At 68.9% G+C, this 14,026-nt stretch carries 10 protein-coding genes; 8 read left to right on the top strand and 2 right to left on the bottom strand.

What is annotated here, in order from left to right; translation table 11 throughout:
• Positions 1-187: 187 nt before the first annotated feature.
• From glgA to glgX, 7 genes are read left to right on the top strand one after another with little or no spacing between them, the layout of a single operon-like run.
• Positions 188-1,714, top strand: coding sequence for a glycogen synthase GlgA (gene glgA / locus N7367_RS01435; protein ID WP_279941571.1), 1,527 nt, complete (start codon positions 188-190; stop codon positions 1,712-1,714).
• Positions 1,711-3,945, top strand: a complete 2,235-nt coding sequence (locus N7367_RS01430) for a 1,4-alpha-glucan branching enzyme (RefSeq protein ID WP_279941570.1) — start codon at positions 1,711-1,713, stop codon at positions 3,943-3,945. The genes glgA and N7367_RS01430 overlap by 4 nt, the downstream gene beginning before the upstream one ends.
• Positions 3,942-5,660, top strand: coding sequence for a malto-oligosyltrehalose trehalohydrolase (gene treZ, locus N7367_RS01425; protein ID WP_279941569.1), 1,719 nt, complete (start codon positions 3,942-3,944; stop codon positions 5,658-5,660). The genes N7367_RS01430 and treZ overlap by 4 nt, the downstream gene beginning before the upstream one ends.
• Positions 5,657-7,501: a 4-alpha-glucanotransferase gene (locus N7367_RS01420; RefSeq protein ID WP_279941567.1), complete on the top strand. Its 1,845-nt coding sequence runs from the start codon at positions 5,657-5,659 to the stop codon at positions 7,499-7,501. Before treZ ends, N7367_RS01420 begins: the two co-directional genes overlap by 4 nt.
• Positions 7,498-10,071 (top strand): malto-oligosyltrehalose synthase, encoded by a 2,574-nt coding sequence (treY, locus tag N7367_RS01415; protein ID WP_279941565.1) that lies wholly within the window; start codon positions 7,498-7,500, stop codon positions 10,069-10,071. Before N7367_RS01420 ends, treY begins: the two co-directional genes overlap by 4 nt.
• The gene (locus N7367_RS01410) at positions 10,040-10,210 is read left to right on the top strand and encodes a DUF2934 domain-containing protein (protein ID WP_080375226.1); all 171 of its coding nucleotides are present in this window, start codon (positions 10,040-10,042) and stop codon (positions 10,208-10,210) included. Before treY ends, N7367_RS01410 begins: the two co-directional genes overlap by 32 nt.
• Complete coding sequence (gene glgX, locus N7367_RS01405; protein ID WP_279941564.1) at positions 10,197-12,314, top strand: glycogen debranching protein GlgX; 2,118 nt, start codon at positions 10,197-10,199, stop codon at positions 12,312-12,314. The genes N7367_RS01410 and glgX overlap by 14 nt, the downstream gene beginning before the upstream one ends.
• Positions 12,315-12,380: 66 nt before the next feature.
• Here glgX and N7367_RS01400 read toward each other — a convergent pair whose 3' ends face one another.
• Both N7367_RS01400 and N7367_RS01395 read right to left on the bottom strand, forming a co-directional pair.
• A complete protein-coding gene (locus N7367_RS01400; RefSeq protein ID WP_053516356.1) occupies positions 12,381-12,680 on the bottom strand; it encodes an AzlD family protein in 300 nt (99 codons plus the stop codon).
• Positions 12,677-13,411 (bottom strand): AzlC family ABC transporter permease, encoded by a 735-nt coding sequence (locus N7367_RS01395; protein ID WP_279941563.1) that lies wholly within the window; start codon positions 13,409-13,411, stop codon positions 12,677-12,679. Before N7367_RS01395 ends, N7367_RS01400 begins: the two co-directional genes overlap by 4 nt.
• A gap of 125 nt (positions 13,412-13,536) precedes the next feature.
• Here N7367_RS01395 and N7367_RS01390 point away from each other — a divergent pair, with 125 nt between their 5' ends.
• Positions 13,537-14,001, top strand: coding sequence for an Lrp/AsnC family transcriptional regulator (locus N7367_RS01390; RefSeq protein WP_279941562.1), 465 nt, complete (start codon positions 13,537-13,539; stop codon positions 13,999-14,001).
• Positions 14,002-14,026 lie beyond the last annotated feature (25 nt).

Raw genomic sequence — 14,026 nt, 5'->3', positions numbered from 1 at the left:
AGCTCATGACGCGTTGTCACAAAGAAATCGCCAGGGCTTCACGGCCGATTGATCGCATGCGGGGCTATTGTCCTCCTGAGCCTCTCGCTGACGTCCCCCACGTTCTGCGTCGACTTCCCTCTCCGCTTCAGCGCCCGTCCGGGTGCCGTTGGCGTCCGTCTGCCTGAACACTTCCGAGATCATCGCCATGGCCCGCGTCGTCCAGTCCGCTTCACCCGTTGCGACGCCTCCCGGTGCACCTGTACCAATCGGGACTCGCCGAGGCCACTCACAGCCGTTGAAGTTGCCGGAACTGGTGCAGCGCGTGCTGTTTGTCGCGACCGAAATGGCCGACTTCGTCAAGGCGGGAGGCCTGGGCGATGTGGCCGCGGCCCTGCCACGCGCGGTGCGCGGCGCGTGTGATTCGCGCGTGCTGCTTCCCGGCTACCCGGAGGTGCTGCAGCGCCTGCCGCAGCTGCGGGCGGTGGGGCAGGTCAGCCAAAGAGCCGGCCTGCCTGCGTGCACCATCGGCATGGCGGTGCAGGCCGACGGCCTGCCGATCTACGTGCTGCTCTCGCCTGAGCTGTATGAGCGGGAAGGCTCGCCCTACGTGGATGGGCAGGGACAGGAGTGGAAGGACAACGCGGTTCGCTTCGCCACGCTGTCACACGCGGCTGCGGAGATTGCGGCCGGGCGTGCCGGGCTGGACTGGTCACCGCAGCTGCTGCACCTGAATGACTGGCCGGTGGCCATGGCCGCCGCCTACGTGCGTTGGGACCGGACGGCCGTGCCGACGCTGCTGACGATCCACAACCTGGCTTACCAGGGCCTGTTCCCGTATGCGCTTGCGCCGGTGCTGGGCGTACCGGCCGCGCACCTGGATGAACTGCACTTCCACGGACAGATGTCATTCCTGCAGGGCGGCATCACCAATGCCACGCGGCTGAACACAGTCAGCCTGCGCTATGCACAGCAGATCACCGCCCCGGATGATGGATGCGGACTGCATGACCTGCTGGCCCGGCGCGCCGCCGGCGGTCACCTGAGCGGCATCGTCAACGGCATCGACGCCAGCTGGGATCCGCGACGCGACATCCACCTAAAGGCGCACTTCGGCATCGGCGAATGGACCGGACGCGCGACCAACGCACATGCGGTGCGCAGGGCGTTCGGCCTGGCGCCCTCGACCGGCCCGCTGTTCGCGGTGGTTTCCCGCCTGGTGCACCAGAAGGGCCTGGACATCACCTGTGACGTGGCGCCACAGATCGTCGCGGCCGGGGGGCAGCTGGTCGTCATCGGCGGCGGCGAGCCGCAGGTGGAAGCACAGGTGCAGGCGCTGGCCCGGCGCTACCCGGGGCGGGTGGGCGCATTCATCGGGTTCGAGGAAGCGCTGGCGCGCCAGATGTTCGCCGGCGCCGACTTCCTGCTGATGCCTTCGCGTTTTGAACCCTGCGGGCTCAGCCAGATGTACGCGCAGCGCTTCGGCTGCCTGCCGGTCGCGCATGCGACGGGCGGGCTGGTGGACACCGTCGATGATGGCGTGACCGGTTTCCTGTTCCACGGTGCCAATGCCGATGGCCTGCGCCGCTGCGTGGAGCGGGCGATGCGCACCTTCCGTCTGCCAGGCCTGCTGCAGGCCATGCGCCGCGCCGCCATGCTGCGGCCGGGCGGCTGGGATGCGGCCGGGCGAGCCTATCTGGCGCTGTACCAGCAGACCTGCCAGGTGGCCGCATGAGCCACGACAGCGCGCATCTGGCCGCCCTCGAGGACGACACTACCGCTGACACAGCACTGGATCACCGCATCGCGCCGGCGCTGGAGGACCTCGTCCATGCCCGCCCGGCAGATGCATTTGCCTGGCTGGGCCCGCACCGCCAGCGCGAGGGTGAACGGCGGTTGCGCGTGCTGGTGCCGCACGCGCAGCGCGTCGAGGTGATCGGAGAAGATGGGCGACGCTGGGATCTGCACCCGGGCCCCTTGCCCGGCCTGTTCGAGGGCGCCGCCGGTGAAGCGGCGGTGCCGCTGCTTGCCCTGCATTTCGAGCAGGGTGTGGAGCAGGTGCACGATGCCTATGCCTTCGGCCCGCTGCTGGACGAGGCGCTGCTGCAACGCTTCCATGCCGGTGATGCCGATGCGGCGCGCCAGCTGGGCGCGGTCCCGATGCAGGTGCAGGGGATCGCCGGCGTGCGCTTCGCGGTGTGGGCGCCCAATGCGCGGCGGGTCGCCGTGGTCGGCGATTTCAACGGATGGGATGGCCGACGCCATCCGATGCGGCTGCGCCATGCGGCTGGCGTGTGGGAACTGTTCCTGCCCGGCGTGCAGGCGGGTGCCCGCTACAAGTTCCGCATTGTCGGGGCTGATGGCCAGGTGATGCCCGACAAGTTCGACCCGATGGCGCGCTGGGCCGAACTGCCACCGGCCACCGCCTCACGCGTGCCTTCGGCGGCGCCGATGCAGTGGCATGACGAGGGTTGGAGGGCGGCCCGGCGCCAGGCGGGCGCCGGCGCGCCGCTGTCCATCTACGAGGTACATGCGGGCTCCTGGCAGCGCGGCGATGATGGCGCACCGCTGGACTGGGATGCGCTGGCCGACCGGCTGATTCCGTACGTGGCCGGACTCGGCTTCACCCACATCGAACTGCTGCCGGTCAGCGAGCATCCCTTCGGCGGTTCCTGGGGCTATCAGCCGCTGGGGATCTACGCACCGACGGCGCGCCATGGGACGCCGCACGCCTTCGCGCGCTTCGTGGATCGCTGTCACCAGGCCGGAGTGGGGGTGATCGTGGACTGGGTGAGCGCACACTTCCCCAACGACGCGCATGGCCTGGCCGGTTTCGACGGAACCGCGTTGTACGAGCATGCCGACCCGCGCGAAGGGGTGCACGCCGACTGGGACACGCTGATCTACAACTATGGCCGCAACGAAGTGGCCGCTTACCTGATCGGTAGTGCCTTGGAGTGGGTGGAGCGGTTCCACATCGACGGACTGCGCGTGGACGCAGTGGCGTCCATGCTGTACCGGGATTACAGCCGTGCTGACGGTGAGTGGATACCCAACGAGCAGGGCGGGCGAGAGAACCTGCAGGCGGTCGCCTTCCTGAGGCGGATGAACCAGACCCTGCGTGAGCGCTTCCCGGACGTGTTGGTGATTGCCGAGGAATCCACCGCGTGGCCGGGGGTGACCGCGCCGGTGGAGGAGGGCGGGCTTGGCTTCACCCACAAATGGAACATGGGCTGGATGCACGACACCCTGCAGTACCTGGGGCGCGATCCTGTCCATCGCCAGCATCACCACAGCGAGATCAGCTTCGGCCTGGTCTACGCCTTCTCCGAACGCTTCGTGCTTCCGCTGTCGCATGACGAGGTGGTGCATGGCAAGGGCGCGCTGCTGGCCAAGATGGCAGGCGAACCGGCGCAGCGGCTGGCCCAGCTTCGTGCGTATTACGGCTTCATGTGGGCGCACCCGGGCAGCAAACTGCTGTTCATGGGCGGCGAGTTCGGCCAGGGACATGAGTGGTCGCACGATGCAGCACTGGACTGGGAACAGGCGACCAGCAGTGAGGGCCGGGGCCTGTCGCGTCTGGTGGGCGACCTCAATGCCGTCCTCCGCTCCGAACCCGCGCTGCATCGTGACGAGCGCGATGAACGCGGTTTCGACTGGAGCGTGGCCGATGACAGCCGCAACAGCGTGTATGCCTTCATCCGCCGGGATCCTGCCGGCAGCGGCCGCACCCTGCTGGTGGTGAGCAACTTCACCCCGGTGCTGCGCGAGGGTTACCGGGTCGGTGTGCCGCAACCGGGGCGCTGGACGGAACGCCTCAACACCGACAGCGCGCATTACAACGGCGGCAATGCGGGCAACCTCGGAGCGGTGCAGACCGAGCCAAGGCCGATGCATGGCCACGCCCAGTCGCTGCGGCTGACCCTGCCGCCGCTGTCCACGCTGTACCTGCAGGTTGATGCATGACCACAGCGTCCCCGCGTCTGGGCGCTTGGCGTGCGGCCGGTGAGGGGGTGGAGTTCCGTGTGTGGGCGCCGGACGCGGACACGATGACGCTGTGCCTGCAGGGTGCGCTGCGGCCGATGCAACGCGAGCCGGACGGTTGCCACTGGCTGCGGACACAGGCATCGCATGGCGACCGGTACCGGTTCCGCCTCCCTTCAGGCCAGGACGTGCCAGATCCGGCCTCGCGCTGGCAGCCGGACGGCATCGATGGCGACAGCGCCGTGGTGCTGGACACCGGCAGGGCGCAGGCCACGTGGCAGGGGCCCGCCTGGCAGGACCTGGTCATCTGTGAAGTGCACATCGAGGCAGGCGGCGGCCTCGCTGCACTGACCGCGCAGCTGTCGATGCTGGCCGCAACGGGCATCACCGCCATCGAGCTGATGCCGGTTGCGCAGTTTCCCGGCCGGCGCAACTGGGGCTACGACGGTGTGTTCCCCTACGCACCGGCCCATGTCTACGGCGGGCCGGCAGCGCTGAAGGCTTTCATCGACGCGGCGCATGATGCCGGACTGTCGGTGCTGCTGGATGTGGTCTACAACCACTTCGGACCGCAGGGCAACCCTCTGCGTGACTACGCGCGGGCGTTCTTCCGTGACGATCGCAGCACCCCCTGGGGTGAGGCGATCGACTTCCGCCAGCCCTGGGTGCGGCGCTTCTTCATCGACAATGCGCTGATGTGGTTGCGCGACTATGGCTTCGATGGGCTGCGCCTGGACGCGGTACACGCCATCGACGATGACCGCTTCCTGCAGCAGCTGGCCGATGAGGTGCGCGCGGAGGTGCCGCACGCGCACCTGGTGCTGGAGAACGAACGCAACCAGGCGCGGTGGCTGCGCGGTGCCTATCAGGGGCAATGGAACGACGACTTCCATAACGCGCTGCACGTGATGCTGACCGGCGAGCAGGAAGGCTATTACGCGGCCTACGCCGGTCGCGCCGACGCGCTGCTGGCCCGCTGCCTGGCAGAAGGATTCGCCTGGCAGGGTGAACCTGATCTGGGCGGCCATCCCCGCGGCGAACCCAGCAGTGACCTGTCGCCTGCGCGTTTCGTTGTATTCGCGCAGAACCACGACCAGGTGGGCAACCGTGCCTTCGGCGAGCGCCTGTCGATGCTGGTGGACCCGGCGCGGCTGCGCGCGGCGCTGGCGCTGACCCTGCTGACGCCGATGATCCCGCTGCTGTTCATGGGTGAACCGTGGCAGGCGCGGTCGCCGTTCCTGTTCTTCACCGACTATGCGCCGCCGCTGGACGAGGCGGTGCGCGAGGGGCGTCGCCGCGAGTTTTCCGGCTTCAGTGCCTTCGCCGATGCCGCCTCGCGTGCGCGTATTCCGGACCCGAACGATCCGGCCACCCTGCAGGTCTCGTACACGCCGCCGCCCGGCGATGATCCCTGGTCGCAGCAATGGCTGCGTTGCACAGGCGGGTTTTTGGCCCTGCGCAGACGCTATCTGCAGCCCGGCCTGCTGCAGGCCCGGTCGCTGGGTGCGCGGGTGCTTGGCGAGGGGGCGGTGCAGGCGGGTTGGCAGCTGCCATCGGGCCAATGGTGGATCGCGATCAATGTGGGCCCACGGCCCGTGGAGCATGCGGTGCCGGCCGGCGAGCGCGTTGTGGGCGCCGACGTTGCCAGTGTGTTGCCGGCAGGCGGCAGTGTTGTTGCGTGCTGGGTGGCGGCATGAGGACGGATATATCGGTTCGGGAAGCCGCACGCCGGGCAGGTCTCCTGGAGCGCTGGACCGACGTGGCCGGCGTCGAGCGCGAAGTCGCGCCGGACGTGCTTCGCGCGGTGCTGGAAGGGCTGCACTGCGATGGTGCGCCGGTGCGCGCCCGCTTGCTCACCGCCTGCTGTGGCCAGGTACTGGTGATGCCGGAGGCGACGGGGGCGGCGTGCTGGGTGGATGAACAGGGGCGCGAACTGCCAGCACGGCCTGATGCGCAGGGGCGCTGGCGTGTTCCGGATCAACCGGGCTATTGGCAATGGCGCCAGGGCGGGCTGCAACAGGCGGTCGCGGTGGCGCCGCCGCGAGCCTGGTGGCCACCGCGCATGCTGCGCGGTTGGGGCCTGTCGGCGCAGGTCTACAGTCTGCGCGCCCGCGGCGATGCAGGCATCGGTGACAGCGCCGGCTGTGCGCGGTGGCGTGAGCTGCTGCAGCGGCATGGAGGCGATGCGCTGGCATTGAGTCCGCTGCACGCCGGCTTGCCACCCGGCCCGGGCCATAGCCCCTATTCGCCCAGCGACCGGCGCTGGCTCGACCCGCTGCAGGTATCCCTGCCGCAGGTGCTGCCGGAGGCTGCCGACAGCGTGCTGCGCCAGGACGAGGCGCTGGCGATGGCAGTTGATGCCGCCACCGCTGCGCGCCGCATCGACTGGCCGCAGTCGGCGGCGTTGAAGTGGCGCTGGCTGCGACAGGTGCGCCACTGGCTACGGCAGCACGCACCGGCGCAATGCGAGCAGATCGAGACCTGGTGCGATGCGCAGGGCGAACCGCTGCTGCACTATTGCCAGCACGCCGCCGACGGGATCACCGGGAGCGCCGACGACCATGCATTTGCGCAGTGGCTGGCGCAGCAGGGCTGGGTGGAGGTGCACGCGGCGCTGCGCAGTGATGGCGCGTCGATCGGATTGATTGCCGATCTGGCCGTGGGCTGTGCACCGCAGGGCGTCGAGGCACGTACCGGTGGCGCCGATCTGCTGCAGGGGCTTGAACTGGGTGCGCCGCCGGATGCGTTCAATCCGCTCGGCCAGGCCTGGGGCATCACCAGCTGGTCACCGTTGGCGTTGCATCGCGAGGGCTTTGCGCCGTTCATCCGCGTGCTGCGCGCCGTGATGGCCGGCCGCGGCGGCCTGCGCATCGACCACATCCTCGGCCTGCAGCGGCTGTGGGTGCTGCCTCACGGCGCCGGCGCCGGGCAGGGCGTGTACCTGCGCTATCCATTCGATGACCTGATCAATCTGCTGGTGCTGGAATCGTGGCGGCATCGCTGCGTGCTGATCGGTGAAGACCTGGGGGTGGTGCCGCCGGGCATCCGCCAGCGGCTGGCAGCCCGGGGCATCCTGGGCATCGAGGTGCTGCCGTTCGCCCGCAACGGCGAGCGCTTCCTGCCGGCGCCGCGGTGGCGCCGCGATGCGGCGGCCATGCCGTCCACTCACGACCTGCCACCACTGGCCGGCTGGCTGCGCGGGCGCGACCTGCGCTGGCGTGCCCGCCTGGGTGAGCTGGAGGACCTGCCGGCAGCACTGCGCGCGCGCGCGCGGGACGTGCAGGCGCTGGCCGCGGTCTGCGGTGGTGACGGCGCGGCCGTGGAGGACGGAGCGCTGTCACTGGTTGCCCATGCAGCGTCGCGGCTGGCGCTGCTGCCATTGGAAGATGTGCTGGGCAGCCGTGCGCAGGTGAACCTGCCAGGCACCGTCAGCGGCCATCCGAACTGGCGACGGCGGTTGCCGCTGGCGTGGGACGGTGCCGCCGCCGATGCGCGCCTGGCGCGCCTGAGCAACACGCGCCGCAGGGCAGGGCGATGACGAGGTTGCGTGCCACCGCGCGCCTGCAGTTGCACGCAGGCTTTGACCTGGAAGCGGCCGCAGCGCAGGTGCCGTATTACGCCGCACTGGGCGTCAGTCACCTTTACCTGTCGCCGATCGCGGCTGCGGTCCCGGGGTCCTCACATGGCTACGATGGCATCGACCCGGCCAGCATCAATCCGCAGCTGGGCGGCGAAGCGGCCTTCCGCCAGCTGGCCACCGCGGTGCGCTCACACGGCCTGGGTCTGATCCTGGACATTGTGCCCAACCATCTGGCGGCATCCCCGCACAGCCACTGGTGGAGCGATGTGCTGATGCACGGGCGTCGAAGCCGCCACGCAGGCTGGTTTGACATCGACTGGGAGGCGCCGGGCTGCGAAGGCCGGCTATGGTTGCCGGTGCTGGACCGGCCAGTGCACGACGCCGTGCGCGACGGCGTACTGCGGGTGGGGGTGGACGATGAGCGGCCAGGGTTGCGCCATCATGGGCTGGTCCTGCCGTTGTCGCCGCGCAGTCATCCCCTGGACGCCGCGCAGTGGCCGGCGTGGGCCGAACGCTGCAACCGCAGCGTCGAGCGGTTGCAGGCACTGCTGCGGCGGCAGCACTACCGGCTGGCGTGGTGGCGCACGGCAGGCGATCAGGTGAACTACCGGCGCTTCTTCGATATCAACGAACTGGCCGCGCTGCGGGTGGAGCGCGAGGACGTGTTCGAAGCGGTGCATGCGCTGCCGTTGCGGCTGGTGCGTGAGGGCTGGGTGGATGGCCTGCGCATCGACCATGTGGATGGCCTGTCGTCGCCCGGCACCTATCTGCAGCGCCTGCGCGAAGCGATCAACGCTGCCTGCGCAGCCGGGAGCCGTGATCCGGAGGCGGTGACCCTGCACGTCGAGAAGATACTGGCCGAGGGCGAGCAGCTGCCAGAGGGATGGGCCTGCGACGGGACCACCGGCTATGACTTCATGGACCAGGCTGGCGCGTGGCTGCACGATCCGGCAGCGGCGCCCGCGCTCTCACGCGCCTGGAAGGCGGCGAGCGGCGACACGCGCGACTTTGACCAGATACAGCAGGACGCGCGCGGGATGCTGCTGCGCCAGTCGCTTCACACCGACTTCCAGCGCCTGCTGCGCAGTGCGCAGCAGGTTCTGCAGCCCCGGCTGGCCGAGGCCGACATCGGTACGGCCGCCCTGGCGCGCGCGCTGGCCGCGCTGCTGCGGCACTACCGCACCTATCGCCCGTATTTGCTGCGTGACGCGGGTGAGCGGAAGGCATTGGTCGCCGCTGCTGCCGCCGCGCGAGCCGCGCTGGACGGTGCCGGACGGGCGGCACTGGACCTGCTGCTGCAGGCACTTCCCGGCCAGGCGCCGGCTGAAAGCGAGCTGCGCGTGCGCTTCGGGCAGTTGGCCGCGCCGTTGAACGCCAAGTCGGTGGAGGATACCGGCTTCTATCGTTACTTCAGACTGCTCTCACGCAACGAAGTCGGCAGTGATCCGCAGCGGCTGGGCATGCAGGGACGCGAGCTGCTGCAGCATGCAGCGCGGCGCCTGCGACGCCATCCCGAGGCACTGCTTGCGCTGGCGACCCACGATCACAAGCGGGGCAGCGACAGCCGGGCGCGGCTGGCGGTGCTCAGCACGTGCGCGGCGGAGTGGCGGGATGCTGTACGGCGCTGGAGCCGGATGGCCGCCAAGGCCGGCATGCCGCTGCCGTTGCCGGGCGCCGAGGCGTATGCGCTGTGGCAGGCGCTGGTGGCGGCGTGGCCGATGCAGGGCGCCCCCGGTGCCGACTTCGCATCGAGGATGGCGGACTGGCTGACCAAGGCCCTGCGCGAGGGCAAACGGATCAGCAACTGGTCCGATCCCGATGTGGCAGTGGAGGACGCCGCCGTGCAGTGGCTGCACGCGCTGCTGGAGGGAGCACCCTTGCTGCCGGTGCGCGAGGCGCTGGCGACCTTCGTGGCCCGCATCGCGCCGGCAGGCGCCTGCAATGGATTGGCACAGCTGTGCCTGCAGCACTGCCTGCCCGGTGTGCCTGACCTCTATCAAGGCGGCGAAGGCTGGGACCTGAGCCTGGTGGACCCGGACAACCGCCGGGCCGTGGACTATCCGGCGCGGCAGGCATGGCTGCGGGACACGCGCTCCTGGCCCGCGCTGCTGCAGGACTGGCGGGACGGCGGCATAAAGGCACTCCTGCTGCGGCAGCTGCTGGATTGCCGCCGCAGGCACCCGCACCTTTTCCTGTACGGCGAGCTGCAGCCGCTGTCCGCGCCTGCGCGCTCGCCCTGGCTGGCGTTCGTGCGCAGGCACCAGACGCAGGTACTGCTGGTGATCGTGCAGCGCGGCTCGCCCATCGCCATGCCCGGGCCCGGCCTGAACGTTGCGCGTGACGTCGCCACCGGCCCAACGCTGCGCGGGCTTCCGGCAGGACGCATGCGCAACCTCCTGGACGGACGCATCGAACATTTCAATGAAACCGCGGATGCAGCACGGCTTCTGGCTGGCAGCCCGCTGGCGGTATGGATCAACGAGGAGACGGGTAGGGATGGACAGCAGGGAACGACGGCAGCGGATTGAGGCTTTGGCCCACCAGATATGGGAAGCGGAAGGGCGCCCGGACGACCAGCAGCAGCGGCACTGGCACATGGCCGAGCGGCTGGTGGAGGCCGAGATTGCCGCGGCGCGCGGCGAGGAGGGCAGCGATGGCGAGCCGTAAGTGGGCACAGACGTCGCGCGTGCGCGAAGGCCGGCCGTTCCCGCTGGGTGCAACCTGGGACGGGCTGGGCGTGAACTTCGCGCTGTACTCGCGGCATGCCACCCGGGTCGAACTCTGCCTGTTCGACGCGCGCAACCGCGAGGTCGAACGCATCGCGCTGCCCGAGTACACCAATGAGATCTGGCACGGCTATCTGCCCGATGTAAGGCCCGGGCAGCGCTACGGCTACCGGGTGCACGGTCCGTATGCGCCGGAGGAAGGGCATCGCTTCAATCCCAACAAGCTGTTGCTGGACCCTTACGCCAAGCAGATCGTCGGCGAGCTGAAGTGGGCGCCCCACCTGTTCGGCTACACCCTGGGCCATCGCGATGGCGATCTCAGTTTCGACCGCCGCGACAGCGCCAGCTACATGCCACGCTGCGCCGTGATCGATCCGGCCTTCAGCTGGGGTGTCGAGCGTGCACCCGAAACGGCCTGGGACAGGACGGTGATCTACGAAGCGCACGTGCGCGGGTTGACCATGCAGCATCCTGATGTCCCGCAGGCCGAGCGCGGCACCTTCTCTGCACTGCGGCATGATGCGGTGGTGGACCACCTGAGCCATCTGGGTGTGACCGCCATCGAGCTGCTGCCCGTGCACGCCTACGTGGACGACCAGCAGCTGCTCGAGCGTGGGCTGCGCAACTACTGGGGGTACAACACCATCGGCTTCTTCGCCCCGCAGCCGCGTTACCTGTCGATGGGCACCGTGGCCGAGTTCAAGCAGATGGTCGCGCGGCTGCACAATGCCGGCATCGAAGTGATCCTGGACGTGGTCTACAACCACACCGCCGAGGGCAACGAGCTGGGCCCCACGCTGTCGTTCAAGGGCATCGACAATGCCAGCTACTACCGCCTGGCCGATGATCGCCGCTATTACATCAACGATACCGGCACCGGCAACACGTTCGACCTGACCAATGCCGGCGCGCTGCGCATGGTGATGGACTCGCTGCGCTACTGGGTGACCGAGATGCGGGTGGACGGCTTCCGCTTCGACCTGGCGACCATTCTTGGCCGTGAGCGCCATGGCTTCGACGCCTCGGGCAGCTTCCTCGATGCGGTACGCCAGGACCCGATCCTGAGCCAGGTGAAGCTGATCGCCGAGCCCTGGGACATCGGCCCGGGCGGCTACCAGCTGGGCCAGTTCCCGCCGGGTTGGGCGGAATGGAACGACCGCTTCCGCGATACAGTGCGCGCGCTGTGGCGTGGCGATGGCGGGCAGCTGCCGGAGTTCGCCACCCGTTTCACCGGCTCGGCCGACCTGTTCGAACACCACGGCAGGCGGCCGTCGGCCAGCATCAACCTGGTGACGGCACACGACGGGTTCACCCTGCACGATCTGGTGAGCTACAACGACCGCCACAACGAGGCCAACGGCGAGGACAACCGCGATGGCCATTCGCACAATCTTTCCAGCAATCACGGTGTGGAGGGGGACACCGATGATCCGGCGATCCTGTCGTTGCGTGCACGGCAGATGCGCAACCTGCTGGCCACGCTGCTGCTGTCGCAGGGCACGCCCATGCTGCTGGCGGGCGATGAGTTCGGCCATTCGCAGCAGGGCAACAACAACGCGTACTGCCAGGACAACCCGCTGAGCTGGATCGACTGGGAGCGTGCCTCACAGCCGGCGGCGCAGGCGCAGGTGGCATTCGTGCGGCGTGCACTGTCGCTGCGCCGGCGCTATGGCCTGCTGCGCAGGAACCGGTTCCTGCGCGGTGAATACGATGAAGCGCTGGGCCTGCGCGATATCGACTGGCGGCATCCGGACGGCCGCAGCATGGAGGAGGCGGACTGGCACGACCCCGAACTGCGCGCGCTGCTGATTGTGCTGGACGGTCGAAGCCCCGACAGCGGCCTGCGTGAGCCCGGGCGGCATGTCAGCCTCGCCCTGCTGTTGAATGCCGGAGACCAGCCGCAGCGGTTCCGCGTATCGGATCAGGCGCTGTCGTTCCGGCGCGTACTGCTGCAGACCGACGAGGCGCCGCTGGAGCAGGACGGCGCCGGTGACTGGACCCTGCCGCCGCGCAGCCTGTGCCTGCTCGCGGCCAGCAGCGCCTGATTGCAGCGCGCCCGCTCGGCGCGAAGACCGATCGGCAGCGCCGGGTCCCGCCCGGCCTGCCGTGAATCAGCCCAGCAGATGGCGCAGCAACCCGGCCGAGACCACGCCGATCAGCACGGTCGGCAGCATCGACAGCCGGGTGGCGGCCAGCAGGGTGATGGCCAGCGCAGCCAGATCGGCGGGCTTGTCGGCAACGAAATCCGGGGCGATCACCGAGATCAGCACGCAGCCCGGCGCGGCCTCCATGACCGTCACCGCACGCTTGCCGAGGGTGCGGTTGCGCAGAGCCAGGAAGCCGATGATGCGGGTGAGGTAGGTAACGGCTGCCATCAGCACGATGGTGAGCAGCGAGCTCCACTGGATCATGCCGCGTCCTCCGCCAGCAGCCAGGCGGCCACCAGCCCGGCCAGCGCACCACTGGCGACGTACCAGGCGCCGGGAACCAGCAGATAGGTGCCTGCAGCCACCAGCAGGCTGACCAGCCAGGGCCGCGCTGCGCGCAGGCCCTGCCACATGCCACGCAGCAGCACCAGGAACACTGCGGGGAAGGCCATGTCGAATCCATAGGCATGGATGTCGCCCAGCAGCGGGCCGGCGATCGCGCCCAGCGTCGTGCAGGTCACCCAGACCCCATACAGGCCGGCCGAGGTGCCCAAGTAGTAGGCGAGGCAGAAACCGTGCATGCGCCGCCGCGCGTCGGCGACACCCAGGGCCCAGCTTTCGTCACACATGAAGAACAACGCCGGCAGCGTGCGACGGCGTGGCAGGTGCTGCAGCAGCGGTGCCAGGCTGGCCCCCATCAACAGATGGCGACTGTTGACCAGCGCGGTGATCGCTACGATGAGCGCGATGTGCGGAGGTGACGTCCACAGCTCGACGGCGGCGAACTCCGAGCCACCGGCGAAGTTGAGCCCGGTCATGAGCGGTACTTCAAGCGCCGACAGGCCCTTCTGCGCAGCCTGTGCACCGAGCACCAGGGCGAAGGGAACGAAGCCGATCATCACCGGCACGGCAGCGCGCAGGCCGCGCAGGAACTCGGCGCGGGGCGTGACGTGGCAGGGGGCATCAGGCGGGAGGGGGGAGGATTGGGCGTCCATGGGGGGGGAAGCGAGTGGGGGTGCTTCATCCTAGCGGCGATGCAACGAAATCGGGTTGCGTTGATGCCATTCCATTGAGAATGTTGCGCATCTGATGCGACAGATGGCCATGAAGGTGAAATCCAATGCAATCTCAACTCGATAACCTTGATCGCCGGATTCTCGAGGCGCTGCAGGCCGATGGTCGCCTGCAGAACCTGGAGCTGGCCAGGCAGGTCGGTCTTTCGCCCTCGGCCTGCCTGCGCCGGGTCCGGCTGCTGGAGGAGGGCGGCTACATCGACCGCTATGTGGCACTGCTGAACGAGACCAAGGTGGGACGGGGCTTCACCGTGTTCGTGCGGGTCTGGCTGCGTGGACAGGACGAGGACACCACCAACCACTTCATAAACAGCATCAAGTCCCTGCCGGAAGTGCTTGAATGTCATCTGATGGCGGGCGACTGCGATTTTCTGCTGCGGGTGGCCGTGGCCGACCTGGACGCGTATCGCCAGTTCCAGATCCGGCATCTGAACAGGATCGCCGGGGTGCAGAACACCAAGACCGAGATCCCGATGCAGCGGATCAAGCAGACCACCCGGCTGCCGCTTTGAGGCCGTGCCGCGCCGGCCGCCGGTG

The sequence above is a fragment of the Stenotrophomonas sp. GD04145 genome (assembly GCF_029835135.1).
GTDB classification, from domain to species: domain Bacteria; phylum Pseudomonadota; class Gammaproteobacteria; order Xanthomonadales; family Xanthomonadaceae; genus Stenotrophomonas; species Stenotrophomonas maltophilia_P.
Note: the sequence above shows the minus strand (reverse complement) of the source record. Positions and strands in the feature narration are given on the sequence as shown.